At 63.2% G+C, this 21,836-nt stretch carries 32 protein-coding genes; 21 read left to right on the top strand and 11 right to left on the bottom strand.

All coding sequences use genetic code 11. The features are described 5' to 3' along the window. The 13 genes from J2W49_RS24490 to J2W49_RS24430 form a co-directional block, all read left to right on the top strand. A partial coding sequence (locus J2W49_RS24490) for an EF-Tu C-terminal domain-related protein (RefSeq protein ID WP_473092267.1) occupies window positions 1-306 on the top strand: 306 nt, incomplete at its 5' end. A gap of 11 nt (window positions 307-317) precedes the next feature. Then, window positions 318-632, top strand: coding sequence for a 30S ribosomal protein S10 (rpsJ, locus tag J2W49_RS24485; protein ID WP_068174613.1), 315 nt, complete (start codon window positions 318-320; stop codon window positions 630-632). A gap of 224 nt (window positions 633-856) precedes the next feature. Next, entirely contained in the window at window positions 857-1,531 is a 675-nt protein-coding gene (gene rplC, locus J2W49_RS24480; protein WP_310322212.1) for a 50S ribosomal protein L3, read from the top strand. Continuing rightward, the gene (gene rplD, locus J2W49_RS24475) at window positions 1,531-2,151 is read left to right on the top strand and encodes a 50S ribosomal protein L4 (RefSeq protein WP_310322190.1); all 621 of its coding nucleotides are present in this window, start codon (window positions 1,531-1,533) and stop codon (window positions 2,149-2,151) included. Before rplC ends, rplD begins: the two co-directional genes overlap by 1 nt. Next, on the top strand, window positions 2,148-2,462 hold the full coding sequence (gene rplW / locus J2W49_RS24470; protein WP_310322189.1) for a 50S ribosomal protein L23: 315 nt from the start codon (window positions 2,148-2,150) through the stop codon (window positions 2,460-2,462). The genes rplD and rplW overlap by 4 nt, the downstream gene beginning before the upstream one ends. A gap of 2 nt (window positions 2,463-2,464) precedes the next feature. Continuing rightward, on the top strand, window positions 2,465-3,295 hold the full coding sequence (rplB, locus tag J2W49_RS24465; protein WP_310322186.1) for a 50S ribosomal protein L2: 831 nt from the start codon (window positions 2,465-2,467) through the stop codon (window positions 3,293-3,295). An 11-nt stretch (window positions 3,296-3,306) separates the two neighbouring features. Further along, on the top strand, window positions 3,307-3,582 hold the full coding sequence (gene rpsS, locus J2W49_RS24460; protein WP_304912259.1) for a 30S ribosomal protein S19: 276 nt from the start codon (window positions 3,307-3,309) through the stop codon (window positions 3,580-3,582). A gap of 9 nt (window positions 3,583-3,591) precedes the next feature. Continuing rightward, window positions 3,592-3,927 carry a 50S ribosomal protein L22 gene (gene rplV, locus J2W49_RS24455; protein ID WP_310322183.1) on the top strand — a complete coding sequence of 112 codons (336 nt, stop codon included), beginning with the start codon at window positions 3,592-3,594 and terminating at the stop codon, window positions 3,925-3,927. A 15-nt stretch (window positions 3,928-3,942) separates the two neighbouring features. After that, window positions 3,943-4,818, top strand: a complete 876-nt coding sequence (gene rpsC, locus J2W49_RS24450) for a 30S ribosomal protein S3 (RefSeq protein ID WP_310322179.1) — start codon at window positions 3,943-3,945, stop codon at window positions 4,816-4,818. A 2-nt stretch (window positions 4,819-4,820) separates the two neighbouring features. Beyond that, the gene (gene rplP / locus J2W49_RS24445; RefSeq protein WP_300865739.1) at window positions 4,821-5,237 is read left to right on the top strand and encodes a 50S ribosomal protein L16; all 417 of its coding nucleotides are present in this window, start codon (window positions 4,821-4,823) and stop codon (window positions 5,235-5,237) included. A 16-nt stretch (window positions 5,238-5,253) separates the two neighbouring features. Continuing rightward, a complete protein-coding gene (gene rpmC / locus J2W49_RS24440) occupies window positions 5,254-5,460 on the top strand; it encodes a 50S ribosomal protein L29 (protein ID WP_310322174.1) in 207 nt (68 codons plus the stop codon). 11 nt (window positions 5,461-5,471) lie between these two features. Next, the gene (rpsQ, locus tag J2W49_RS24435) at window positions 5,472-5,741 is read left to right on the top strand and encodes a 30S ribosomal protein S17 (RefSeq protein ID WP_310322173.1); all 270 of its coding nucleotides are present in this window, start codon (window positions 5,472-5,474) and stop codon (window positions 5,739-5,741) included. Window positions 5,742-5,881: 140 nt separating this feature from the next. Beyond that, window positions 5,882-6,391: a peroxiredoxin gene (locus J2W49_RS24430; RefSeq protein WP_310322171.1), complete on the top strand. Its 510-nt coding sequence runs from the start codon at window positions 5,882-5,884 to the stop codon at window positions 6,389-6,391. Between the two features lie 71 nt (window positions 6,392-6,462). On the opposite strand, the gene J2W49_RS24425 is transcribed toward J2W49_RS24430, so the two are convergent. Both J2W49_RS24425 and J2W49_RS24420 read right to left on the bottom strand, forming a co-directional pair. Next, window positions 6,463-6,954, bottom strand: coding sequence for a GNAT family N-acetyltransferase (locus tag J2W49_RS24425; RefSeq protein WP_310322169.1), 492 nt, complete (start codon window positions 6,952-6,954; stop codon window positions 6,463-6,465). 71 nt (window positions 6,955-7,025) lie between these two features. Next, window positions 7,026-7,694, bottom strand: a complete 669-nt coding sequence (locus tag J2W49_RS24420; protein ID WP_310322168.1) for a cytochrome b/b6 domain-containing protein — start codon at window positions 7,692-7,694, stop codon at window positions 7,026-7,028. A gap of 152 nt (window positions 7,695-7,846) precedes the next feature. Here J2W49_RS24420 and J2W49_RS24415 point away from each other — a divergent pair, with 152 nt between their 5' ends. Then, on the top strand, window positions 7,847-8,299 hold the full coding sequence (locus tag J2W49_RS24415; RefSeq protein WP_310322167.1) for a c-type cytochrome: 453 nt from the start codon (window positions 7,847-7,849) through the stop codon (window positions 8,297-8,299). A 96-nt stretch (window positions 8,300-8,395) separates the two neighbouring features. Here the strand turns inward: J2W49_RS24415 and J2W49_RS24410 are convergent, their stop codons facing one another. From J2W49_RS24410 to J2W49_RS24400, 3 genes are all read right to left on the bottom strand, one after another. Beyond that, the gene (locus J2W49_RS24410; protein WP_405001082.1) at window positions 8,396-8,920 is read right to left on the bottom strand and encodes a TlpA family protein disulfide reductase; all 525 of its coding nucleotides are present in this window, start codon (window positions 8,918-8,920) and stop codon (window positions 8,396-8,398) included. 174 nt (window positions 8,921-9,094) lie between these two features. Beyond that, complete coding sequence (locus J2W49_RS24405; RefSeq protein WP_310322164.1) at window positions 9,095-9,538, bottom strand: thioredoxin family protein; 444 nt, start codon at window positions 9,536-9,538, stop codon at window positions 9,095-9,097. Window positions 9,539-9,594: 56 nt separating this feature from the next. Further along, window positions 9,595-10,860 carry a CaiB/BaiF CoA transferase family protein gene (locus tag J2W49_RS24400; RefSeq protein ID WP_310322162.1) on the bottom strand — a complete coding sequence of 422 codons (1,266 nt, stop codon included), beginning with the start codon at window positions 10,858-10,860 and terminating at the stop codon, window positions 9,595-9,597. 140 nt (window positions 10,861-11,000) lie between these two features. Between J2W49_RS24400 and J2W49_RS24395 the strand changes: the two genes are divergently transcribed. The 5 genes from J2W49_RS24395 to ptsP all read left to right on the top strand — a co-directional run bounded on the left by J2W49_RS24395 (window position 11,001) and on the right by ptsP (window position 15,507). After that, the gene (locus tag J2W49_RS24395; protein ID WP_310322160.1) at window positions 11,001-11,504 is read left to right on the top strand and encodes a hypothetical protein; all 504 of its coding nucleotides are present in this window, start codon (window positions 11,001-11,003) and stop codon (window positions 11,502-11,504) included. Continuing rightward, window positions 11,501-12,838, top strand: coding sequence for an MFS transporter (locus tag J2W49_RS24390; protein WP_310322158.1), 1,338 nt, complete (start codon window positions 11,501-11,503; stop codon window positions 12,836-12,838). The genes J2W49_RS24395 and J2W49_RS24390 overlap by 4 nt, the downstream gene beginning before the upstream one ends. Before the next feature lie 111 nt (window positions 12,839-12,949). Then, window positions 12,950-13,396 carry a PTS sugar transporter subunit IIA gene (locus J2W49_RS24385; RefSeq protein ID WP_310322156.1) on the top strand — a complete coding sequence of 149 codons (447 nt, stop codon included), beginning with the start codon at window positions 12,950-12,952 and terminating at the stop codon, window positions 13,394-13,396. Beyond that, window positions 13,365-13,634: an HPr family phosphocarrier protein gene (locus J2W49_RS24380; protein WP_310322153.1), complete on the top strand. Its 270-nt coding sequence runs from the start codon at window positions 13,365-13,367 to the stop codon at window positions 13,632-13,634. Before J2W49_RS24385 ends, J2W49_RS24380 begins: the two co-directional genes overlap by 32 nt. Window positions 13,635-13,743: 109 nt before the next feature. Next, window positions 13,744-15,507 (top strand): phosphoenolpyruvate--protein phosphotransferase, encoded by a 1,764-nt coding sequence (gene ptsP, locus J2W49_RS24375; protein WP_310322150.1) that lies wholly within the window; start codon window positions 13,744-13,746, stop codon window positions 15,505-15,507. Window positions 15,508-15,576: 69 nt separating this feature from the next. Here ptsP and J2W49_RS24370 read toward each other — a convergent pair whose 3' ends face one another. The 6 genes from J2W49_RS24370 to J2W49_RS24345 form a co-directional block, all read right to left on the bottom strand. After that, entirely contained in the window at window positions 15,577-16,434 is an 858-nt protein-coding gene (locus J2W49_RS24370; protein WP_310322148.1) for a DMT family transporter, read from the bottom strand. Between the two features lie 85 nt (window positions 16,435-16,519). Beyond that, complete coding sequence (locus tag J2W49_RS24365) at window positions 16,520-17,200, bottom strand: AraC family transcriptional regulator (RefSeq protein WP_310322144.1); 681 nt, start codon at window positions 17,198-17,200, stop codon at window positions 16,520-16,522. An 83-nt stretch (window positions 17,201-17,283) separates the two neighbouring features. Further along, window positions 17,284-18,297, bottom strand: a complete 1,014-nt coding sequence (gene lipA / locus J2W49_RS24360) for a lipoyl synthase (RefSeq protein ID WP_310322142.1) — start codon at window positions 18,295-18,297, stop codon at window positions 17,284-17,286. Between the two features lie 28 nt (window positions 18,298-18,325). Continuing rightward, the gene (lipB, locus tag J2W49_RS24355) at window positions 18,326-19,018 is read right to left on the bottom strand and encodes a lipoyl(octanoyl) transferase LipB (RefSeq protein ID WP_405001081.1); all 693 of its coding nucleotides are present in this window, start codon (window positions 19,016-19,018) and stop codon (window positions 18,326-18,328) included. Window positions 19,019-19,038: 20 nt separating this feature from the next. Beyond that, window positions 19,039-19,323 (bottom strand): DUF493 family protein, encoded by a 285-nt coding sequence (locus J2W49_RS24350; RefSeq protein ID WP_310322139.1) that lies wholly within the window; start codon window positions 19,321-19,323, stop codon window positions 19,039-19,041. Between the two features lie 9 nt (window positions 19,324-19,332). Next, window positions 19,333-20,244: a D-amino acid aminotransferase gene (locus J2W49_RS24345; protein ID WP_310322137.1), complete on the bottom strand. Its 912-nt coding sequence runs from the start codon at window positions 20,242-20,244 to the stop codon at window positions 19,333-19,335. A gap of 300 nt (window positions 20,245-20,544) precedes the next feature. Here J2W49_RS24345 and J2W49_RS24340 point away from each other — a divergent pair, with 300 nt between their 5' ends. Both J2W49_RS24340 and atpB read left to right on the top strand, forming a co-directional pair. Beyond that, a complete protein-coding gene (locus J2W49_RS24340) occupies window positions 20,545-20,904 on the top strand; it encodes an ATP synthase subunit I (protein WP_310322135.1) in 360 nt (119 codons plus the stop codon). A 22-nt stretch (window positions 20,905-20,926) separates the two neighbouring features. Then, window positions 20,927-21,796, top strand: coding sequence for a F0F1 ATP synthase subunit A (gene atpB, locus J2W49_RS24335; RefSeq protein ID WP_310322133.1), 870 nt, complete (start codon window positions 20,927-20,929; stop codon window positions 21,794-21,796). Window positions 21,797-21,836 lie beyond the last annotated feature (40 nt).

The following is a 21,836-nucleotide window of genomic DNA, read 5'->3' as shown; positions in this document are numbered from 1 at the left end:
TGCAAGCCCGGCTCCATCAAGCCGCACACGCACTTCACCGGTGAGATCTACGTGCTGTCCAAGGACGAAGGTGGCCGTCACACGCCGTTCTTCAACAACTACCGCCCGCAGTTCTACTTCCGTACCACCGACGTGACCGGTTCCATCGAGCTGCCAGAGGGCAAGGAAATGGTCATGCCCGGTGACAACGTGTCGATCACGGTCAAGCTGATCAACCCCATCGCCATGGAAGAGGGCTTGCGCTTCGCCATCCGCGAAGGTGGTCGTACCGTCGGCGCCGGCGTTGTGGCCAAGATCATTGCCTAAGGAGCATTCACATGTCTTCCAAGCAAAAAATCCGCATCCGCCTCAAGGCGTTCGATTACAAGCTGATCGATACGTCTGCCGCTGAAATCGTCGACACCGCCAAGCGCACCGGCGCCATCGTCAAGGGCCCCGTGCCCCTGCCCACGCGCATGAAACGTTTCGACATCCTGCGTTCGCCCCACGTCAACAAGACGAGCCGCGATCAGCTGGAAATCCGCACGCATCAGCGTCTGATGGACATCGTGGACCCGACCGACAAGACGGTCGATGCCCTGATGAAGCTCGACCTGCCTGCAGGCGTGGACGTCGAAATCAAGCTGCAGTAAGTGTGATTTCAAGCTGACCAACACGCATGCGTGTTGGTCAGCTTGCCAAAACAAAGCCTGCTGGTTATAATTGCAGGCTTTTCCGGATTTAAATCCGGGAGGTTCGGCTTTGCCGATGCGGTCTGTCAATGATGCGGGCCGTGTGTCTAAAACGTGTCGAAACCCTTCGGGGAAATCGATGCACCATCAGCCCCGGCCAATTGAAGTCGGGAACGGAGAAAACAATGAGTCTTAGCAACTCCCTCGGGTTGTTGGGTCGCAAGGTGGGCATGATGCGCCTGTTCACCGATGACGGGGACGCAGTTCCTGTCACGGTGGTCGACGTGTCGAACAACCGTGTGACACAAGTCAAAACTCAAGCCAATGATGGCTATGACGCGCTGCAGGTGACCTTTGGGTCACGTCGCGCATCCCGCGTCACCAAGCCCGCTGCGGGACATCTGGCCAAGGCCGGTGTCGAAGCGGGTGAAATCATCCAGGAATTCCGCGTCGCTTCCGACGTGGCTGCCCAGTACCAGCCCGGTGCCGTGGTGGCTGCCAACGCGATCTTCGCGGCTGGCCAGAAGGTGGATGTGCAAGGTACCTCGATCGGTAAAGGCTTCGCCGGCACCATCAAGCGTCACAACTTCAAGTCCCAGCGCGCTTCGCACGGCAACAGCCGTTCGCACAACGTGCCCGGCTCGATCTCGATGGCGCAGGATCCAGGTCGCGTGTTCCCTGGCAAGAAAATGACCGGCCACATGGGTGACGTCACCAAGACCATCCAGAACCTGGACATCTTCCGTGTTGACGAAAGCCGTCAGCTGCTGATGATCCGCGGTGCCGTGCCCGGCGCCCCAGGTGGTTTCGTGACCGTGCGTCCGGCCATCAAAGCCAAAGTCAACAAGGGAGCAAACTGATGCAAGTTGAACTCCTCAATGACCAGGGTCAGGCATCTTCCAATGTGGATGTGCCCGAAACCGTGTTTGGTCGTGACTACAACGAATCGCTGATTCACCAACTGGTGGTGGCCTATCAGGCCAACGCCCGTCAAGGTACGCGTGCGCAAAAAGACCGTCAGATGGTCAAGCACTCGACCAAAAAGCCGTTCAAACAGAAAGGCACGGGCCGCGCCCGTGCCGGTATGACGTCCTCGCCCATCTGGCGTGGAGGCGGTCGCATTTTCCCGAACAGCCCTGACGAAAACTTCACCCAGAAGATCAACAAGAAGATGTATCGCGCCGGCATGGCGTCCATCTTCTCGCAACTGGTGCGTGAAGGCCGTCTGGCCGTGGTCGATTCCATGAAGGTGGACTCGCCCAAGACCAAGCAACTGGCCGACAAGTTCAAGGCCATGAACCTGCAGTCTGTTCTGGTGATCGCCGAAGAAGTCGACGAAAACCTGTATCTGGCCTCGCGCAACCTGCCCAACATCCTCGTTGTGGAGCCGCGCTACGCTGATCCGGTGTCGCTGGTGCACTACAAGAAGGTGATCGTCACCAAGGGCGCCATCGACCAGCTCAAGGAGATGTTCGCATGAGCGTCACGAAATACGACGAAGGTCGACTGATGCAGGTGCTGGTTGCACCCATCGTGTCGGAAAAGGCCACCATGGCCGCTGAAAAGTCCAACGCAGTGCTGTTCAAGGTGCTGCGCGACGCCAGCAAACCAGAGATCAAGGCCGCAGTGGAACTGATGTTCAAGGTCGAGGTCGCGGGCGTTTCCGTGCTCAACCAGAAGGGCAAAGCCAAGCGTTTCGGCAAGACCATGGGTCGCCGTGACCACGTGCGCAAAGCCTATGTGACCCTCAAGCCGGGTCAGGAACTGAACTTCGGCGGGGAGGGCGTTTAATCATGGCCGTCATCAAGATGAAACCCACCTCACCAGGCCGTCGCGGCATGGTGAAGGTCACGCGTGACCATCTTCACAAAGGTGAAGGGTTTGCGCCGCTGCTGGAACCCCAGTTCCAGAAGGCCGGCCGCAACAACAACGGTCACATCACGGTTCGCCACAAGGGCGGTGGTCACAAGCACCACTACCGCGTGGTTGATTTCCGTCGCAACAAGGACGGCATCCCGGCCAAGGTCGAGCGCATCGAGTACGACCCGAACCGCACGGCGCACATTGCGCTGGTGTGCTACGCCGACGGCGAGCGCCGCTACATCATTGCTCCACGCGGTGTTGAAGTGGGTGCCACGCTGTTGTCCGGTTCGGAGTCGCCCATCCGTGTGGGCAACACCCTGCCGATCCGCAACATCCCCGTGGGTTCCACCATCCACTGCATCGAGCTGCAGGTCGGAAAAGGCGCACAAATCGCCCGTTCCGCCGGTGCTTCTGCCGTGCTGCTGGCCCGCGAAGGCATCTACGCCCAGGTGCGGATGCGCTCGGGTGAAGTGCGCAAGGTCCACGTGGACTGCCGCGCCACCATCGGTGAAGTGTCCAACCAGGAGCACAGCCTGCGCCAGTTGGGCAAGGCTGGTGTGAAGCGTCACATGGGCATTCGTCCGACGGTTCGCGGTACCGCGATGAACCCGATCGACCACCCGCACGGTGGTGGTGAAGGCAAGACCGGCGAAGGTCGCGCTCCGGTGGATCCGTGGGGCAACCTGACCAAGGGCTACCGTACCCGCAACAACCGCCGTACGCAGTCCATGATCGTGTCGCGTCGCAAGAGCAAGAAGTAAGGGTTGACATCATGACTCGTTCACTCAAAAAAGGCCCCTTCGTTGACCATCACCTGATGGCCAAGGTCGAAAAGGCCCAGTCCACCAAGGACAAAAAGCCGGTCAAGACCTGGTCGCGCCGCTCCATGATCCTGCCCGACTTCATCGGCCTGACCATTGCCGTGCACAACGGCAAGCAGCACGTGCCCGTGTACATCACCGACCAGATGGTCGGCCACAAGCTCGGCGAGTTTTCGCTGACCCGCACGTTCAAGGGTCATCCGGGCGACAAAAAAGCCAAGAAGTAAGGATTAACCATGACAACAGAAACTCGCTCTGTCGTTCGCGGCGTTCGCCTGTCGGTGGACAAGGGCCGACTGGTTGCCGACCTGATTCGTGGCAAGAAGGTCGACCAGGCTCTGAACATTCTGGCATTCACGCAGAAGAAGGCCGCCGGCATCGTCAAGAAGGCCCTCGAATCGGCCATCGCCAACGCTGAACACAACGATGGCGCCGACATCGACGAACTGAAGGTGAAAACCATCTACGTCGAACAAGGCACCACGCTCAAGCGCTTCTCGGCCCGCGCCAAAGGCCGCGGCAACCGCATCAGCAAACCCACGTGTCACATCTACGTGACGGTTGGCAACTGAAGAGGTCACAGGAATATGGGACAGAAAATCAACCCTACCGGGTTCCGCCTCGCCGTTTCACGCAACTGGGCCAGCCGCTGGTACGCAAGCAACCGTGATTTCGCCGGCATGCTGGCCGAAGACATCAAGGTGCGCGAGTACCTCAAGGGCAAGCTGAAGAACGCCGCCGTTTCGCGCGTCGTCATCGAGCGTCCTGCCAAGAACGCCCGCATCACCATCCACTCGGCGCGTCCGGGCGTGGTGATCGGTAAGAAAGGCGAGGACATTGAGAAGCTGAAGAAAGAACTGGCAGCCAAGCTGGGCGTGCCGGTCGCGGTCAACATCGAAGAAGTGCGCAAGCCCGAAATCGATGCCAAGCTGATCGCCGACAGCATCACGCAGCAGCTCGAGAAGCGCATCATGTTCCGTCGCGCCATGAAGCGCGCGATGCAAAATGCCATGCGCCTGGGCGCACAAGGCATCAAGATCATGTCGTCGGGTCGCTTGAACGGCATTGAAATCGCTCGTTGCGAGTGGTACCGCGAAGGTCGCGTGCCACTTCATACCCTGCGCGCCGACATCGACTACGGCACGTCCGAAGCCAAGACCACCTACGGCATCATCGGTGTCAAGGTCTGGGTCTACAAGGGCGACACCCTGGGTCGCAATGACGCGCCCGTGGCTGCCGAGCCGCGTGTGGAAGAAGAGCGTCGTCCGCGCGGTCCGCGCCGTGAGCGTCCGGCAGGTCCTCCTGCCCGCGCTGCGGTTCGCCGCCCTGGCGCCAATGCCGCCCCGGCCGATGGCAGCGACAAGCCTGCTGTTGCCACCGACGGCGCAGAAACCAAACCCGCCGTTAAGCGCGTTCGCAAAGACGCACCCGCACCTGCAGCTGCGGACGGCAAAGGAGAATAAACATGTTGCAACCTGCTCGTCGCAAGTACCGTAAAGAGCAAAAAGGCCGCAACACGGGCGTCGCCACCAGCGGCGCCACCGTGGCCTTTGGCGATTTCGGTCTGAAATCCACCGACCGCGGCCGCCTCACGGCCCGTCAGATCGAGGCCGCACGCCGTGCGATCTCCCGTCACGTCAAACGTGGCGGCCGCATCTGGATCCGCGTGTTCCCGGACAAGCCGATTTCGAACAAGCCCGCCGAAGTCCGTATGGGCAACGGCAAGGGTTCGGTCGAGTACTACGTGGCTGAAATCCAGCCCGGCAAGGTGCTCTACGAAATCGTTGGCGTGCCCGAACAGCTGGCCCGTGAAGCTTTCACCCTGGCTGCGGCCAAACTCCCCCTGCGCACCACGTTCGTGACGCGCATGCTGGGCCAGTGATTCAGGAGAACTCAAGATGAAAACTGCTGAATTGCGCAAAAAAGATGTTGCCGGCCTCGAGGCCGAGGTGAAGTCGCTGCAAAAGGCCCATTTCGGCCTGCGCATGCAAAAAGCCACGCAACAACTGAACAACACCGCCACGCTGGGCGAGACGCGTCGCGCCATCGCTCGCGCCAAGACCATCCTGGCCGAGCAGCAGCGTGCTGCGGCAGCCGGCAAATAAGGAGCGAAACCATGACGGAAGCTAAAACATCCCTCAAGCGCACCTTGGTTGGCAAGGTGGTCAGTGACAAGCGCGCCAAGACCGTGACGGTGTTGGTGGAGCGCCGCGTCAAGCACGAGCTCTACGACAAGATCGTGGCCAAGTCGAGCAAGTACCATGCGCACGACGAAAAGGGCGAGTACAAAATGGGCGACTTGATCGAGATCACCGAAAGCCGTCCTCTGTCGAAGACCAAGAACTGGGTGGCCAGCCGCCTGGTGCAAAAAGCCGCGCTGGTGTAATCTAGACTAGGGCTTGTTGCGCTGGCCTCAGCGCGATACCGAAAAGCGACCGACAATCTCGGTCGCTTTTTCTTTTTCCTGGCCCGATTGCATCGGGCCATTCCCCGGCCTCCGAAGGCCACCACCATGAGGAGCATTGAATGATTCAAGTAGGCGACAAGATCCCGGCGACCACGCTGATGGAGTACAGCGAAGTGGAAGGCAACGGCTGCAGCATTGGCCCGAACCCGGTCGAGACGCAGGCGGCGAGTGCAGGCAAGACCATTGCGGTGTTTGGCCTGCCGGGGGCATTCACGCCCACCTGTTCAGCCAAACACGTGCCAGGCTACGTTGAAGCGTTTGATGAACTGAAAGCGGCGGGCGTGGATGAAGTCTGGTGCCTGAGTGTCAACGACGCCTTCGTCATGGGTGCCTGGGCGCGTGACCAGAAGACCGGTGAGAAGGTCCGCATGCTGGCCGATGGCAGTGCCGATTTCGCCAAGGCCACCGGTCTGACGCTGGACCTGACCGGCAAAGGCATGGGATTGCGCAGCAACCGCTATTCGATGCTGGTTCGCGACGGGGTGGTCGAGTCGCTGAACATCGAGGCACCGGGCAAATTCGAAGTGAGCGACGCCGCCACTTTGCTGGCTCAGGCCAAGGCGCTCTGACGCCGAACGGGTCGGCCTGGCTCTGGGCGACCAGAGCCAGGCCGTCTTGGCCTGTGCCGGCACCATTCAAGCTACAGGTCGACCTTGAGGTAGTGCGCCCCCGCGATGGGGTTGTGGTAGTAAGGCGCCACCTCGTAGAAGCCTGCTTCCTGGTACAGCGCCCGGGCCGTTTCCATGTCACTGAGCGTGTCGAGCAGCATGGTGTTGTAGCCCGCCAGGCGGGCACGCGAAATGATCTCTTCCACCAGCAGCCGGCCGAGTCCGAAGCCGCGAAACGCGCGCCGCACAAAAAGCCGCTTCATTTCGCACGCATTCAGGTGGTCGCTGTGCACCAAGGCGCGCAGACCGCAGCAACCGGCCGGCATGCCGTCCACAAACGCCACCACCAGCGCACCCGAGGGTTCCGCGTATTCGCCGGGCAGCCCTTGCAGTTCGGCATCAAAGCCCTGAAAGCAGAGGTCGATACCCAGATCAGCCTGGTAGTCGATGAACAGGGCCCGGGCCGCTTCGATATCGTCGGAAGACAATGCCTGCTTCAGGCTGAGTTGGGGTGTCGCGTTCACAGTCTAAAGTGGGGGCTTGCGCAGCGGGAATGCAGTCTACCCCACGCAGCGTCTCGCACGAAGGGGGGAATTCAGAATGCACTCCCCAGTCCAACCAGCCAGTTCACCGCCACGCCGCAGCACACCAGGACCACCAGCGCGAGCAACCGGGTGCCTGCGGTGTCTTTTGCCGCCGGGAACGCTTGATCAACGACCTTGTCACCCAGGATCATGGGCCGCACCAGACCTTGTTTTTTGACGAGCTTGTAAAACGTGACGGCCAGCAGGTGCAAGGCCACCAGCCCGAGGATGAGGTATTTGCCGATGTTCTTGTGGTAGTTGGTCGCAGCCAGCACTGTGTCTCCAGAGACGAACCTCACCAGAGGGCCGAAGAACGCGATCTCGTCGTCGCTGAACAGACCCGTACCCACTTGTGCCAGCAGAACCGCCAGCAGCGCAAACACGGAAAGCGCCCCCAGGGGCGTATGGCCAACCCGATGTGCTGGCGCAGAGCGCCCCTGAAGGTAGGCCATCAAGGCGCCGGGCCCGAACAGAAAGTTGGCGAAGCGGGACCAGTGGCCGCCCACGAAGCCCCAGACCAATCGAAACAGCAGCAGCGTCAGGACCGTGTAGCCCAGACGAAGGTGCCAGTTCATCCAGTTTCCTCCCACGCTGGCACTGATCACCAGACCCACGACGCAAGCCGCGAGCAACCAATGAAAAAGACGGGTCGGAAGGTCCCAGACTCGGATGGAATGCATGTTCAGGGGGCCGCCGTCAGCGGCCATTCGGAGAAACACGATGGAGAAGATACACAGGAAAAGCGCTCCCGTGGAACTTTGAAGTAAAAACTGGAATCCCGGCCCATGGGGTACCAGACTCCAAAAACCTCCACCCACGATCAGGAGAAACCATGAAAGTCTTCGCTTCCATTGCCGCCGCAGCCCTCATCACGTCGCTGTCCGCACCCGCTCTTGCGCAATTCCAGAAACCAGAAGACGCAGTGAAGTACCGGAAGGCCGCCCTCACGGTCATGGGTACCCACTTCGGGCGCATCGGTGCCATGGTCAATGGCAGGGTGCCATACGATGCGGCAGCGGCGGCCAACAGCGCGGCGATCGTGCAAACCATGAGTGCACTCCCCTGGGAAGGGTTTGTGGCCGGGACAGACAAGGGCGACACGCGCGCGGAACCCGAAATCTGGACCGAACAGGCGAAATTCAAAGAGGGCGCCGAGAAGTTGCAGGCAGAAACCGCCAAGCTGGCGGCGGCGGCCAAGACAGGGAACCTTGACGCCGTGAAGGCTGCCTTTGGTGCCGTGGGGCAATCGTGCAAGGCGTGTCACGACGCCTATCGGAAGGACTGAGCGCTGAGCGCATCTGCCCATTGCCGGCACCACCTTGCACCCATGAAAAAGCCGGGCTCAGAAACCCGGCTTTTTCATGGGGTGACACAGCCCGCCTCAGGTCTGCGCCAGCAACTTTTCGATCAACTGGTGCAGTGCAGCGAAGTCAGGCTCGCCCACATAGCGTTTGACGATGCGACCCTGGCGGTCAACCAGGTAGGTGGTGGGGGTGAGCCTGACATCACCCCATGCGCTGGCGATTTCGCCCGTGTTGTCAATGGCGACCTTGAACGGCAGTTGGCGAGTCTGAGCAAAATTCAGGACCCAGGCCGGAGGGTCATAGTCCATGGCCACGGCGACGGTTTCAAATCCCTGTCCCTGGTATTTGTTGTAAGTGGACACCAGCGCGGGCATCTCCTTGACGCAGGTGACACAGGTGGTTGCCCAGAAATTCACCAGCATGACCTTGCCTTTGAGGGCGTCGGTGGTGGTGGATGAACCATCGAGCAAGACAAAAGTGGAGGTGGGCGCGGCTTCCTTGCCAGCGCAGCCGGCTAGTGCCAGCATTGCAGCCATGCCCATGCCGGCGAGAAGACGCAGGGCGGCGCGTCGACGGGATTCAAGAAAGGAAGGCAAAGGCATTGGAGCGTTCAATGTGTCCGGGGGCAAGGGGTCACGGGACCACTTGCCAAGGTCCTGCGAGGCGCTGCTGTTCTGCGGCGCGGTCTTGTCTGTTGAGTGCAAAGCACGGGCAAAGTTCTGGGGCAGGCGGGAAAACCACACTGTACGCAAAAAATCGCACGAGTCTCCCTCCGCTCATCTGAGTCTGGCACGCGCTTCCTTGAGCCGTGCGTCCAGATAGGCACCATAAAAATCGGGCAGACCGAGGCCCACCAGCCGCTCGGCCACTTCCCGGCCTTGAGCGTCAAAAAACAGCACCGTCGGGGTGAAGCGTGCCTTCCACGCACGCGCCTGATCGGCCGGCGAAACGAGTTCGCCTTCGAAGTTCTGCAGGTTGCGGCGCTTGTCGAGCACATCGATCTGCACGGCTTCGATCTCACCGGCCCTGAGCATGGGCAGCAGGTAGTTGTTGCGCACCACCTCGCAGTAGGGGCAGCCGTCGAGCGTGGTCATCACCACCAGCGGTTGTCCTCTGCCCGCGGCCTCGCTGGCTGCTGTCTTCAGTGAAGAGGGCAGGGGCAATGCCGATGCCTTTGGCCGGGACTCGGTGGGCGTGGCTGTGGCTGTGGCGGTGGTCATGGTGGGATGGAAGACGGGTGGAGACGAATGGGCAGCGGCGTCCGGGCGTAATGCCGTCAGATGGCGCCTTTCCGTCGGAGTTCCGCGCGCCGCGCTTCAGACGCTTCCAGCCAGTCGGAAAGCACCTCGTCGGTGTGCTGGCCCAGCAGCGGCGGCGGCAGGTCGACGCGCACCGGCGTGGCGCTGAGCTTCATCGGGCTGGCGACGAGGTCCACCGCGTCGGCAAGGGGGTGGGTCCAGCGGTGCACCATGTCGCGGGACACCACGTGTTCGTCGGCGAAGACCTCGGCCAGGTTGTTGATGGGTCCACACGGCACCTTGGCGGCTTCCAGCGCGGCGAGCCAGTCGGCCTTGCTTCTCTTTTTCAAAATGGTTTCCAGAAGCGGCACCAGTTCGGCCCGGTTGCGCACGCGGTTCTGATTGCGCGAAAAACGCTCGTCCTTCGCCAGATCGGCATGTCCCGCCACTTCGCAGAACTTGACGAACTGGCTGTCGTTGCCCACCGCCAGGATGATGTGCTGGGCCTGCCCGCTGGCGTCGGGTGCGACCTCAAACACCTGGTAGGGCACGATGTTGGCGTGGGCGTTGCCCGCGCGGCCGGGCACCTTGCCGTCGGCTTTGCCGCGGACGAGGTAGTTGGCCCCGAGGTTGGCGAGCATGGCGACCTGGGTGTCGAGCAGGGCCATGTCGATGTGCTGCCCTTGCCCCGTGCGCTCGGCGTGCCGCAGGGCGGCCTGTATCGCCACCGTGGCGTACAGGCCGGTGAACAGGTCGGCCACGGCCACGCCGACCTTCTGCGGTCCGCCGCCGGGCAGATCGTCGCGCTCGCCGGTCACGCTCATGAGGCCCCCCATGGCCTGGATGGCGAAGTCGTAGCCGGCGCGGTCCTTGTAGGGGCCGGTCTGTCCGAAGCCGGTGATGGAGCAGTAGACGAGGCCGGGGTTGATGGCACTCAATGAGGCGTAGTCGAGCCCGTAGCGGGCCATGTCGCCCACCTTGTAGTTCTCGACGAACACATGCGCGTGCCGCGCCAGTTCCCGTATCAGGGCCTGTCCCTCGGGTTTGGCGATGTCGCAAGTGATGGAGCGTTTGTTGCGGTTGGCGCCCAGGTAGTAGGCCGCTTCGGCGGTGTCGGTGCCATCACGACCGCGCAAGAAGGGCGGGCCCCAGCCACGGGTGTCGTCGCCACCGGAATGGCTGGGTCCGGGCGGGCGCTCCACCTTGACCACATCGGCGCCAAGATCGGCAAGGGTCTGGGTGCACCAGGGGCCAGCCAGGACGCGCGACAAATCGAGTATGCGGATACCATCCAGAGCGTTCATCCCCCGATTGTGCTTGAGGTGGCCTCGCTTGGCTGTCGCACATGCCGGTGCCGTGTGCCCCTCGAATTCCCGCGCCTATGCATTCCAGATCCGTTGGTCCGGTCCGTCTCGCCCGCGCGCTTGCCAGCGTGCTACTTGTCGTGACTTGTCTGCTGGCGCTCAGCGGTTGCAGCCCGGCGTACAACTGGCGTGACCTGCAGCTTGCCGGCACGCCGTTGCAGGCTCTCATGCCGTGCAAGCCTGAAGCGGCAGAGCGCACCGTGCCGTTGGCCGGGGTGCCAACCCTGATGCACATGCACAGCTGCGAGGCAGGCGGGCAGACTTTCGCGGTGGCATGGGCAGATGCAAGCGCAGAGGCGCGCGTGCCCGAGATCCTGACAGGGTGGCGCGCGGGATCACTCGCCGCCATTCGGGTGGACCCGGCCACCGCAGCCGATGCGACCACCGAGTGGCCAGTGGCGGTGCCAGGCGCACAACAATTGCGGGGCCTGCAGGCCGCGGGACAGGACCCCCAGGGCAAGACCACGCAGGTTCGCGCGGCCTACTTTTCAAAAGGCTCGCTGGTGTTTCAGGCGGCGGTCTACGGGCCGGCACTTCCGGATGAAGTGCTCACCACGTTCTTCGAAGGGCTGCGACTGCCATGAAGCCGGAAGACGTGATGCCGGCGTTTGGCCGCAGGCCTGGCCCGGAGAGGCAAACCCCGGGAACCTCGGCGCCCGTGCCGACACCGGTTCCTGGTGGACCGCTTGCACCGGGCGCCGCCGTCGTCTTGTTTCTGGCCTTTGCGCTGGCCTACTTCCTGTCGGCACTGGTCCGTGCCATCACCGCCACACTGTCGCCCACGCTCAGCGTCGAACTCTCGCTCAACGCCAGCGACCTCGGGTTGCTGGCGGGCGGCTACTTTTTTGGCTTTGCGCTGACCCAGTTGCCGCTGGGCAGTTGGCTGGACCGGCACGGACCGCGCAAGGTGATCCTCGCTTTTCTCTCGGTGGCGGTACTGGGTTGTGTGGCGTTTGCCATGGCCAGCAGCTTCGCCGGCTTGCTGGCGGCGCGCGTGCTCACCGGCATGGGAGTCAGTGCCTGCCTCATGGCGCCGCTGACCGGTTACCGCCGCTGGCTGAAACCCGCCACCCAGTTGCGCGCCAACTCCTGGATGCTGATGACCGGTTCGCTGGGCATGGTGGCGGCGACCTTGCCGGTGCAGTGGCTCATGCCCCTGACGGGTTGGCGCGGCCTGTTCTGGGCCCTGGCCGCCTTGATCGCGCTGTCTATGGTGGCCATTGCGGCCGCCGTGCCGGCGTGGCGCACACCGGATCGCGCGCCTGGTTCAGAAGCGGCGCCCACCACGGCGCCATCGAAGGGCTACGGGCTGATCTGGCGCCATCCGTACTTTCGGCAGATGTTGCCGATCGGCTTCGTCAACTATGGGGGCATGGTGGCGGTGCAAACCCTCTGGGCCGGCCCGTGGATGGTGAACGTGGCAGGCTATTCGGCCCAGCAGGCGGCAGCCGGTCTGTTCGGTATCAATCTGTCCATGTTGACGGCGTTCTGGTTGTGGGGTTTGATCAACCCCCGGCTGGCCCGGCGAGGCCTGGCGCCGGAGCGCCTGATCGCCTGGGGGTTGCCCCTGAGCTTCGTGGTGCTCGCGTCCATCGTCTGGCTGGGCGAGAGCGCGGGGTGGCTGCTGTGGGCCCTGTTCTGCGTCAGCAGCACTTTCGTGGCGCTGTCGCAGCCTGCTGTGGCGCTGGCCTTGCCCGCCGAGGCAGCCGGGCGCGCGCTCTCGGCCTACAACCTCGCGATTTTTGCTGGCGTTTTTGTGGTGCAGTGGGGCATCGGTCTGCTGATCGATGCACTGGCGCTGTTGGGCTGGGGCGCGTTGGCGCAGTACCGTGGGGCGGTGGCGATCTTTGGTCTGTGCGGTGTGCTCGCCTACCTGAGCTTTTTGCGCGCCTACAGGCAACGTGGGCGCACGCAGTGACTCCCATCATGGTCCTTTGAAGGGGCCGGGCCCGGTTGTCGGTATTTCCGGTGTTGCTTCAGTGCGGAATTACCGGTCTGGCGTGCACGCCCTTGCCCTAAACTCAAGCCCATGAACGGCATCTTCATCATTGCCCACGCGCCGCTGGCTTCGGCCTTGCGCCAGTGCGTGCTGCATGTGTTTCCGGACGCGGCCGACGCCGTGTCCGCGCTCGATGTCCAACCCAACATGCCACCCGAAGAGACGCTGGCACAGGCGCGCGCCATGCTACGCCAGTCCAGCACACCGCAAGCCTTGGTCCTGACCGACGTATTTGGCGCCACGCCCTGCAACGTGGCGCAGAAGCTGGTCGACGGTGTGCGCTCCAAACTCATTGCAGGTGTGAACCTGCCCATGCTGCTGCGCACGGTGTCGTACCGGCACGAGTCGCTGGACGCACTGGTCTCCCGCGCAATGATTGGTGCCACCCAGGGCGTGATACAGGTGGCCGTGACCGCACCCCAGAACCAGGCCCGACGAGCCTCCCATGATCAAGACCACCGTGACCATCAGCAATAAGCTGGGGCTGCATGCACGCGCCTCGGCCAAACTCACCAAACTCGCAGGCAGCTTCGCCAGTGAAGTCTGGATGTCGCGCGGGGATCGTCGCGTCAACGCCAAGAGCATCATGGGCGTCATGATGCTTGCGGCAGGCATGGGCAGCACGGTCGAAGTCGAGACCACCGGGCCTGACGAACAGGTGGCCATGAACGCGCTGCTCGCTCTCATCAACGACAGGTTCGGCGAAGGAGAGTGAGCTTGATCGCGCCGCCCCTTCCCGATGGCGCCACCCACGCCACCACCTTGCCTGCTCAACGCCGAAGGCGCACGTCGTGCGCTTGCTGCTCGTCTGCGGAGGCCAGCCGATGACATTTGTCGTGCACGGCCTCGCGGTATCGCGTGGCGTCGCCATCGGGCGCGCGGTGATTGTCTCGTCCAGCCGGCTGGACGTGGCGCACTACTTCGTGCCGGCCGACCAGGGCCTGGCCGAAATCGAACGCCTGCGGGCTGCGCGCAATGCCGTGGCCGAAGAGATCGGGCGGGTACAGCAAGGCCTTCACGAACTGGGGTCGAACGATGCCCATCCCGAACTCGCGGCTTTGCTCGACGTGCACCTGATGCTGCTGCAGGACGAACAGCTGATCAACGGGGTCAAGCACTGGATTCTGGAGCGCCACTACAACGCCGAGTGGGCGCTCACCGCCCAGCTGGAGATCATTGCGCGGCAGTTCGACGAGATGGAGGATCCGTACCTGCGTGAGCGCAAAGCCGATCTCGAACAGGTGGTGGAGCGCATGCTGCGGGTGATGCGCGGGGTGGCATCACCGATGGTCGCTTCGCCAGCCAAGGGGGCTGGGCAGCAGGCGCCGCTGGATGCGGCGGACGATGCTCCCTTGGTGCTGATCGCGCACGACCTGTCTCCTGCCGACATGCTGCAGTTCAAGCAAAGCGTGTTTGCCGGGTTCGTGACCGATGTGGGTGGCAAGACCAGCCACACCGCCATCGTGGCCCGCAGCATGGACATTCCCGCCGTGGTGGGCGCCCGCTCGGCCAGCCACGTGATCCGGCAGGACGACTGGGTCATCATCGATGGCGATGCAGGCGTCGTTGTGGTGGACCCGTCGCCCGTGCTGCTGGCCGAGTATGGCGCCAAACAGCGCCAGGGCGAGGTGGAGCGTGAGCGGCTGTCCCGCCTGAAGAACACGCCTGCGGTCACGCTGGACGGACAAAAAATCGAACTGCTGGCCAACATCGAACAACCCGAGGATGCCGTGGGCGCCCTCAAGGCCGGTGCGGTGGGCGTGGGCCTGTTCCGCAGCGAATTCCTGTTCATGGGGCGTGATGGCAAGCTGCCCGACGAAGAGGAGCAGTACCAGGCCTACCGGCGCGCGGCCGAGGGCATGCAGGGGCTGCCCGTGACCATCCGAACCGTGGACGTGGGCGCCGACAAGCCGCTGGACCGAACCGCGCGTGCCGGCGACGATCATCTCAACCCGGCGCTGGGGCTGCGTGCCATCCGCTGGAGCCTGGCCGAACCCGCGATGTTCCTGGTGCAGTTGCGCGCCATCCTTCGGGCGGCTGCGCATGGCTCGGTCAACCTGCTGATCCCCATGCTCGCGCATGCCGGCGAAATCCGACAAACCCTCGCCCTGGTAAACAAAGCCCGCGAACAGCTGGATGCGCGCGGGGTGGTGTTTGGCCCGCTGCGCCTGGGCGCCATGATCGAGGTCCCCGCCGCAGCGCTCACCGTTCCGCTTTTCCTGCGCCATTTCGACTTCCTGTCCATCGGCACCAACGACCTGATCCAGTACACCCTGGCCATCGACCGGGCCGACGAATCGGTCTCGCACCTCTACGATCCGGTGCATCCGGCCGTGTTGCAACTCATCGCCAACACCATTGCGCAGTGCCAGGCCTTGAACAAGGGGGTGAGCGTGTGTGGCGAAATGGCGGGCGATGTTGCCATGACGCGTCTGCTGCTGGGGCTGGGGCTGCGCAGCTTTTCCATGCACCCTTCGCAGATCCTGGCGGTCAAGCAACAGATCCTGCGCTGCGACACCACCCGGCTGCAGGCCTGGGCGCAAAGTGTGCTGATCGCCGACGACCCGGCCGCCCTGATGACCGACTGACCGTGCGGTTCGCCCTGGTGCGGCGCGCCGAAGCGGGCGAGGCTCGAGAGGCCCTCATCTGCTGGCCGTTCAGGCCGGTGCCGGGCGACCCTTGAACGTCGCCACCATTGCGGCGACGATGATCATCACCGCGCCGAGCGCCACAGACGCACTGGGCGTTTCCTCCCGCATCCACAACAGCGTGAGGGTCGACAGCAGCGGGGTCAGAAAACTCAGTACCCCGATCTGCCGTGCGTCGCCCCGCTTGAGCGCAGCATCCCACAGGAAGAACGCGCCACCCAGTGGTCCCAGGCCCAGCAGGGCGATCAGAAAGCCGTCGCGCGCCGACAGTGTGATGGTGGGTTCCAGCCAGGCATGGCACAGCAGCGACAGCAATCCGGATGCCAGCGCAAAGCTGCCGATGGCGGCGGTGGGAAAGCGCCGCACGCGCTGGGTCATCAGCGAATAGCTGGCCCAGATGAAGGCCGAACCCAGCGCCGGCAGATAGCCCCACGCCCACACCGCACCGGCACTGGCGTCTGCGCGCCAACCCAGGATGGCCAGCACGGCACCGGCAAAACCCGTCAAGGCCGCGATCACGTGCCGCGCAGTGAGGGACACGTCTGGCAGAAACAGCGGCGCCATCACCACGATGCCCAGTGGCCAGAGGTAGTTGACCAGGTTGGCCTGCACCGGCGGCGCGTGGCGCAGCGCGATGAACAGCAGGAAATGGAAGCCAAAAAGCCCATAGATGCCGAGCGCGAGCGTTGGCAGCGGGACCCGCCACTGGCGGAGGTCGAACCGGGACAGCGGCAGCGCGATCAGGCTGCCGGCGATCAGGGCCAGCCCGGTGAGCAGAAAGGCGGGCACATGCGACAGTGATACGCCGAGCGCAGCGAGCGTGGCCCAGAGCACGATCGCGCCGAGGGCAAGAAGGTTGGCGGTCATGGGCGAAAGCGTAGCGCTGACCGTGCGCACGCGTCGTCGCGGGAGAAGGGCTTGTCGTCGCAGGACGCGGGACAGTGCCTGCGGCTCAGCTTTCGCGACGCAACGCGGCGGTCAAAGCCGAGGGCGAACGGTAGCCGGTGCGCCGAGCCGTCTCGGCCACGCTGAGGCCTTGTCTGCGCCATTCGCGAGCCTCTTCGAGCCTGAGGCTGCGCAGCCACTGCTGCGTGCTCATTCCCAGCTCGGCGCGACAGCGCGCCGCGAACTGAGCCGTGCTCAGGTGGACCTGATCGGCCAGGTCGGACACGCTCAAAGGCTCGCTCCAACGGGAAGCCGCCCAGCGCTGCAGTTGGTCCCAGTCGATGTGGCGGCGGACGCGAGGAACGGTGCCGGGTTCTGGTTGCCAGGCTTCGAGCAGCAGGGCAGGACCCAGCTGCTGTGCGCGGGGGAGTCCTTGCGCGCAAGCATGGGCCAGGTAGGTGGCCAGGTGCGTCACCTGCGCTGGGGGTGCGCTGGGAGCGCTGGCCCAACCCATGCTCGTGCTGTCGAGCACCAGGCACTGGGCACCCAGCTTCGATTCGAAGTCGTGCCGTTCGCCTGGTGGCACCACGCAGCCCTGGCCCGCACCAAGACATTGACCACGTCCCGCCATCTCCAGTTCGAGCACGCCCTGCAAACCCACGAGGACCTGGAAATGTCCGTGGTCGTGGCTGCCATGCGAGGCGCCATACGCGCGCACGCTCAGCTGGTTGAGCACAGCGCCGCCCATGTCAGTGCCGCCTGGCCGCCCGAAGGCACTCACGCGCCCCCTCGGGGAGCAGCGAACACGGTGCGCGTGGGGGGCGTTTCATTTCAACCCGCGGCGGAAGGGTTGAGCACCCCGTGCGCCTGTTGATCTGCGTGGTAGCTGCTGCGCACCATCGCGCCCACGGCCGCGTGGGTAAAGCCCATCTCGTAAGCCTTGGCCTCGAACATCTTGAACGTGTCCGGGTGCACGTACCGGCGCACGGGCAGGTGGTGGCCGCTGGGAGACAGGTACTGGCCGATGGTGAGCATGTCGATGCCATGGGCGCGCATGTCCTGCATCACCTGCAGGATTTCTTCGTCCGTTTCGCCCAGACCCACCATCAGGCCGCTCTTGGTGGGCACGTGCGGGAACAAGGCCTTGAACTTCTTGAGCAGGTTCAGGCTGAAGGCGTAGTCGGAGCCCGGGCGTGCTTCCTTGTAGAGTCGCGGCGCGGTTTCCAGGTTGTGGTTCATCACGTCCGGCGGTGCGGCCTTCAGGATCTCCAGCGCGCGGTCGTCACGGCCGCGGAAGTCGGGTACCAGCACCTCGATCTGGGTGCTGGGCGAAAGCTCGCGGATTTTGCGGATGCACTCGACGAAATGGCCAGCACCGCCATCGCGCAGATCGTCGCGGTCGACGCTGGTGATCACCACGTACTTGAGCTTGAGCGCGGCAATCGTCTTCGCCAGGTTCTCGGGCTCGTTCACGTCCAGCGGGTCCGGGCGGCCGTGGCCCACGTCGCAGAACGGGCAGCGGCGGGTGCACTTGTCGCCCATGATCATGAAGGTGGCCGTGCCCTTGCCGAAACACTCGCCGATGTTGGGGCAGCTCGCTTCTTCACACACCGTGACCAGCTTGTTGGCGCGCAGGATGTCCTTGATCTCGTAGAAGCGGGTGCTTGGGCTGCCTGCCTTCACACGGATCCAGTCCGGCTTCTTCAGCGTCTCGGCGGGCACGATCTTGATCGGAATGCGCGCGGTCTTGGCCTGGCTCTTCTGTTTGGCGGTGGCGTCGTAGGTCGCGGCCGGCTGGGCTTCGCGAACGGTGTCGGACACCACGGTGTGGTCGGTGGAGGTCATGGCAGAAGCGCCCGCGGCGCTGGTTGGATCAAGGGGCAAGGGTGGCGGTGAGCTTCTGGCTCAGCACCTGCGCCGCTTCGTCCCAGGAAACGGCAACCCCGATTGTAGAAAGGTCCACGGTTTTCAGGCCGGCATACCCGCAGGGATTGATGCGGTCGAAGGGCTGCAGGTCCATGGCCACGTTCAATGCCACACCGTGGTAGGTGCAATGCCGGCTCACCTTGATGCCCAGGGCTGCAATCTTTCCCAGGCCTGTGAAGTCAGGCCCGCCGCCCGTGTCACCGGGCAGCTTTTTCTGTGGCCGCTGCGGCAGCAAGGCATGGCTGGCCGGATCGTCCGGTCGCACATAGATGCCGGGCGCCCCCGCCACGCGGTGGCCGGTCACGCCGAAATGATCGAGCGTGCGAATCACCGCTTCCTCCACCCGGTACACATATTCCTTGACGTAGTAGCCCGAGCGCTGAAGGTCGATCAGCGGGTACGCGACCACCTGCCCTGGCCCGTGGTAGGTCACCTGCCCGCCTCGATTCGTCATCACCACCGGGATGTCGCCGGGAAACAGCAGGTGGTCTTCACGACCCGCCAGGCCTTGTGTGAACACCGCAGGGTGCTCGCAGACCCAGAGTTCATCGGGCGTCTCAAGCACGCGCTGCAGGGTGAAGGCCTGCATGGCCTCGAAGGTGGGCAGGTAGTCGGCGAGGCCAAGGTGGCGGATGGTCAACACGTTCTTACAGCACGTTCTTACAGCACGTACTTCGCCAAGGGATGGGTGGTGAGCGTGCGGTACAGCTCGTCAAGCTGTTCGCGGCTGCTCACGTGGACCGTCAAGGTCAGGCCCAAGTAGTTGCCCGCCTTGCTCGGTCGTTGTTCGACCTTGCTTTCGTCAAAGGCCGGGTCGAACGCCCGCGCAATGTGAATCATCGCGTTCAGGAATTCGGGGGTGTTTGCGCCCATCACCTTGATCGGGAAGTGCACGGGGTACTCGATGAGCGACTGTTCGGGTGGGATCTCGCGGGGTTGTTCCATGGGAACTCCTCAAATGCACTGCGCGACTTTGGCGCGCTGATAGCCTGCGTAGAGGCGCGCATACACCGGTCCTGGGCGACCCCGGTCGGAGCCATTACCCACCGGTACGCCGTCCAGTGTGGTGATGGGCAGGACCTCCTTGGTGGCCGACGACAGCAGGAGCTCATCGGCACCGAGCACCTCTTCGCGCGAAATGCGCCGCAGCAGAAAGGGAATACCTTCTTCGCGGCAAATCTCTTCGATCAGTGAAAACCGGATGCCTTCGAGCACCAGGTTGTCTTTGGGAGGCCCCATGACCACGCCGTCTTTCACCACCCAGACGTTGCTGGCGGCGGCTTCGCTCAGATAGCCGTCGCGGTACATCACGGTTTCCACCGCACCTGCATCGGCGCTGATCTGGCGGGCAAACACCGCCCCGAGCAGGCTGGTGCTCTTGATGTGCGCCTTCTGCCAGCGGAAGTCGTCGGCACTCACGCAAGCCACGCCGTGTTCTCGCTGCGCGGGCGAAGCCAGTTTCATTTCGCTGGCCATCACGAACACGGTGGGACTCAAACCGGGCGGCATCACGTGGTCGCGTGGCGCCACTCCGCGCGTGACCTGGATATAGATGAGCTGGTTGACCGAGGTGCCGGCCTCACACAATGACTGAATCAGCTTTTGCGCGATGGCCAGCCACTGGGCGTTGCTCAGCGGGTTCGGGATGCGCAGTTCCGCCAGCGAGCGCTGCAGCCGGGCCATGTGCTGGTCAAAGCGGAAGATGCGGCCCTCATAGGCCGGCAGCACCTCATAGACGCCGTCACCAAAGATGAAGCCCCGGTCCAGCACGCTGACCCTGGCATCGCAGAGACGGGAATAGGCCCCATTCAGATAGCACAAGCTGTCAGGCAGGGCTGGGGACATGGAATCGCTGGGAAGGCTCATGCGCCGATTATCGGACGGCGTCGGTAAGCAGGTGCGCACTCAGCAGGTGCCCTTGACGGCATGCTGGGGTTTCTACGTATAATGAGCGGCTTTGCGAAGATGTTCACATTTGTAACCCGCTTGTAATCCGCCATGACCACAATGCCTAGGGCGCAAAAAGCCCGGCCGGGGGCGAAAGACAGCGAAGGTCGCGAATGGGAAGATGGGTCGCAAGAAGAAGATTTCAAGCCTCTGACGCGTGAACAAGCGAGTCAGTGGCGGGCCAGGCAGCCGGCAGTATCCCTGTGGCGATTGGTCGGCTTGCAGTTGCTGGTGGGGCTGGCAGCGGGCGCGGTGGCAGGGTTGTTGACGCAATCGGCGCCGGTCGGCTGGTCGGTTCTTTACGGTGCGGCTTCGGTGGTGGTTCCTTCGGCCTTGATGGTCTATGGCATCACGTCGAGCGCGATCGCCCGCTTGTTGTCGGGGTTTGCGCAGGCTGCGTTTGCCGGTTTTCTGCTATGGGAAGGCGTCAAGATTCTGTTGGCGGTCGGCATGTTGTGGTCGGCCCCGATGGTGGTGCCGGACCTCAGTTGGGTGGGTCTTTTGATCGGCCTGGTGTTGGCTCTCAAGGTGTACTGGTTTGGGCTCTGGGTCCAGGCCGGGCGTTCAAACGATAGATAACGGTTGATTGGCGCGAACGAACATGGCTACTGAAGGAATCGGTCCTACCCCAGGCGAGTACATCCGTCACCACCTGGTCCATCTGAGCAACAAGAAACAGGAATCCATCGTGGATTTCTCCGTCATCAACATCGACTCGGTGGTGGTGAACGTGATCCTGGGTGCGCTGGTGTGCTTCGTTTTGTGGCTGGCTGCGCGCAAGTCCACTGCGGGCGTTCCGGGTCGCTTCCAGGCTGCGGTCGAGATTCTGGTGGAAATGGTCGACACGCAGGCCAAGGCCGTCATCCACAATGCCACCAGTCGCAAGGTGGTGGCTCCGCTGGCCCTCACCGTGTTCTGCTGGATCTTCATGATGAACTTCATGGACCTGTTGCCGGTGGACTTGCTGCCTGCTGCATGGCACATCGCCGGCCCCGCCATGGGCTACCCTGATTACTTGCGCGTCGTGCCTACCGCCGACCTTTCCACCACGCTGGGGCTTTCCGTGTCGGTGTTGTTGCTGTGCCTCTACTACAACGTGAAGATCAAGGGCTTGGGCGGCTGGGCGCATGAGCTGGTGAGCGCGCCGTTTGGCACCAGCAAGAATCCGATCTGGGCCCTGCTGCTGGGCGTGGTCAACTTCCTGATGCAAATGATTGAGTTCGTTGCCAAGACGGTGTCGCACGGCATGCGGTTGTTCGGCAACATGTTTGCAGGTGAGCTGGTGTTCATGCTGATTGCGTTGCTGGGTGGCTATGCCGCGCTGTCGCTCAGCGGTGGCTTGTTCTTCTTTGGGCACATCGTCGCCGGGACCGTGTGGGCCATCTTCCACATTCTGGTCATCACCTTGCAGGCGTTCATTTTCATGATGCTGGCCCTGATCTATCTGGGGCAGGCGCATGACGCGCACTGACACGGCCTGACGGCCGCAGTCGTTCCGGTTTTCGCTTTCG

Origin of the sequence: Hydrogenophaga palleronii (assembly GCF_031457455.1) — a bacterium.
Taxonomy (GTDB): Bacteria; Pseudomonadota; Gammaproteobacteria; order Burkholderiales; family Burkholderiaceae_C; genus Hydrogenophaga; species Hydrogenophaga palleronii_A.
Note: the sequence above shows the minus strand (reverse complement) of the source record. Positions and strands in the feature narration are given on the sequence as shown.

Excerpts from the sequence above, each read along its gene's own strand:
- J2W49_RS24410 (WP_405001082.1), bottom strand. The coding sequence starts at position 8,920 with ATGCCTTTGCCTTCCTTTCTTGAATCCCGTCGACGCGCCGCCCTGCGT.
- J2W49_RS24430 (WP_310322171.1), top strand. The coding sequence starts at position 5,882 with ATGATTCAAGTAGGCGACAAGATCCCGGCGACCACGCTGATGGAGTAC.
- atpB (WP_310322133.1), top strand. The coding sequence starts at position 20,927 with ATGGCTACTGAAGGAATCGGTCCTACCCCAGGCGAGTACATCCGTCAC.
- J2W49_RS24345 (WP_310322137.1), bottom strand. The coding sequence starts at position 20,244 with ATGAGCCTTCCCAGCGATTCCATGTCCCCAGCCCTGCCTGACAGCTTG.
- J2W49_RS24415 (WP_310322167.1), top strand. The coding sequence starts at position 7,847 with ATGAAAGTCTTCGCTTCCATTGCCGCCGCAGCCCTCATCACGTCGCTG.
- ptsP (WP_310322150.1), top strand. The coding sequence starts at position 13,744 with ATGACATTTGTCGTGCACGGCCTCGCGGTATCGCGTGGCGTCGCCATC.
- J2W49_RS24380 (WP_310322153.1), top strand. The coding sequence starts at position 13,365 with ATGATCAAGACCACCGTGACCATCAGCAATAAGCTGGGGCTGCATGCA.
- J2W49_RS24405 (WP_310322164.1), bottom strand. The coding sequence starts at position 9,538 with ATGACCACCGCCACAGCCACAGCCACGCCCACCGAGTCCCGGCCAAAG.
- J2W49_RS24370 (WP_310322148.1), bottom strand. The coding sequence starts at position 16,434 with ATGACCGCCAACCTTCTTGCCCTCGGCGCGATCGTGCTCTGGGCCACG.
- rpsC (WP_310322179.1), top strand. The coding sequence starts at position 3,943 with ATGGGACAGAAAATCAACCCTACCGGGTTCCGCCTCGCCGTTTCACGC.
- rplB (WP_310322186.1), top strand. The coding sequence starts at position 2,465 with ATGGCCGTCATCAAGATGAAACCCACCTCACCAGGCCGTCGCGGCATG.
- rplC (WP_310322212.1), top strand. The coding sequence starts at position 857 with ATGAGTCTTAGCAACTCCCTCGGGTTGTTGGGTCGCAAGGTGGGCATG.
- rpmC (WP_310322174.1), top strand. The coding sequence starts at position 5,254 with ATGAAAACTGCTGAATTGCGCAAAAAAGATGTTGCCGGCCTCGAGGCC.
- J2W49_RS24350 (WP_310322139.1), bottom strand. The coding sequence starts at position 19,323 with ATGGAACAACCCCGCGAGATCCCACCCGAACAGTCGCTCATCGAGTAC.
- rpsQ (WP_310322173.1), top strand. The coding sequence starts at position 5,472 with ATGACGGAAGCTAAAACATCCCTCAAGCGCACCTTGGTTGGCAAGGTG.
- J2W49_RS24365 (WP_310322144.1), bottom strand. The coding sequence starts at position 17,200 with ATGGGCGGCGCTGTGCTCAACCAGCTGAGCGTGCGCGCGTATGGCGCC.
- lipA (WP_310322142.1), bottom strand. The coding sequence starts at position 18,297 with ATGACCTCCACCGACCACACCGTGGTGTCCGACACCGTTCGCGAAGCC.
- J2W49_RS24390 (WP_310322158.1), top strand. The coding sequence starts at position 11,501 with ATGAAGCCGGAAGACGTGATGCCGGCGTTTGGCCGCAGGCCTGGCCCG.
- rplW (WP_310322189.1), top strand. The coding sequence starts at position 2,148 with ATGAGCGTCACGAAATACGACGAAGGTCGACTGATGCAGGTGCTGGTT.
- rpsJ (WP_068174613.1), top strand. The coding sequence starts at position 318 with ATGTCTTCCAAGCAAAAAATCCGCATCCGCCTCAAGGCGTTCGATTAC.
- rplP (WP_300865739.1), top strand. The coding sequence starts at position 4,821 with ATGTTGCAACCTGCTCGTCGCAAGTACCGTAAAGAGCAAAAAGGCCGC.
- J2W49_RS24420 (WP_310322168.1), bottom strand. The coding sequence starts at position 7,694 with ATGCATTCCATCCGAGTCTGGGACCTTCCGACCCGTCTTTTTCATTGG.
- J2W49_RS24400 (WP_310322162.1), bottom strand. The coding sequence starts at position 10,860 with ATGAACGCTCTGGATGGTATCCGCATACTCGATTTGTCGCGCGTCCTG.
- rpsS (WP_304912259.1), top strand. The coding sequence starts at position 3,307 with ATGACTCGTTCACTCAAAAAAGGCCCCTTCGTTGACCATCACCTGATG.
- rplV (WP_310322183.1), top strand. The coding sequence starts at position 3,592 with ATGACAACAGAAACTCGCTCTGTCGTTCGCGGCGTTCGCCTGTCGGTG.
- J2W49_RS24385 (WP_310322156.1), top strand. The coding sequence starts at position 12,950 with ATGAACGGCATCTTCATCATTGCCCACGCGCCGCTGGCTTCGGCCTTG.
- rplD (WP_310322190.1), top strand. The coding sequence starts at position 1,531 with ATGCAAGTTGAACTCCTCAATGACCAGGGTCAGGCATCTTCCAATGTG.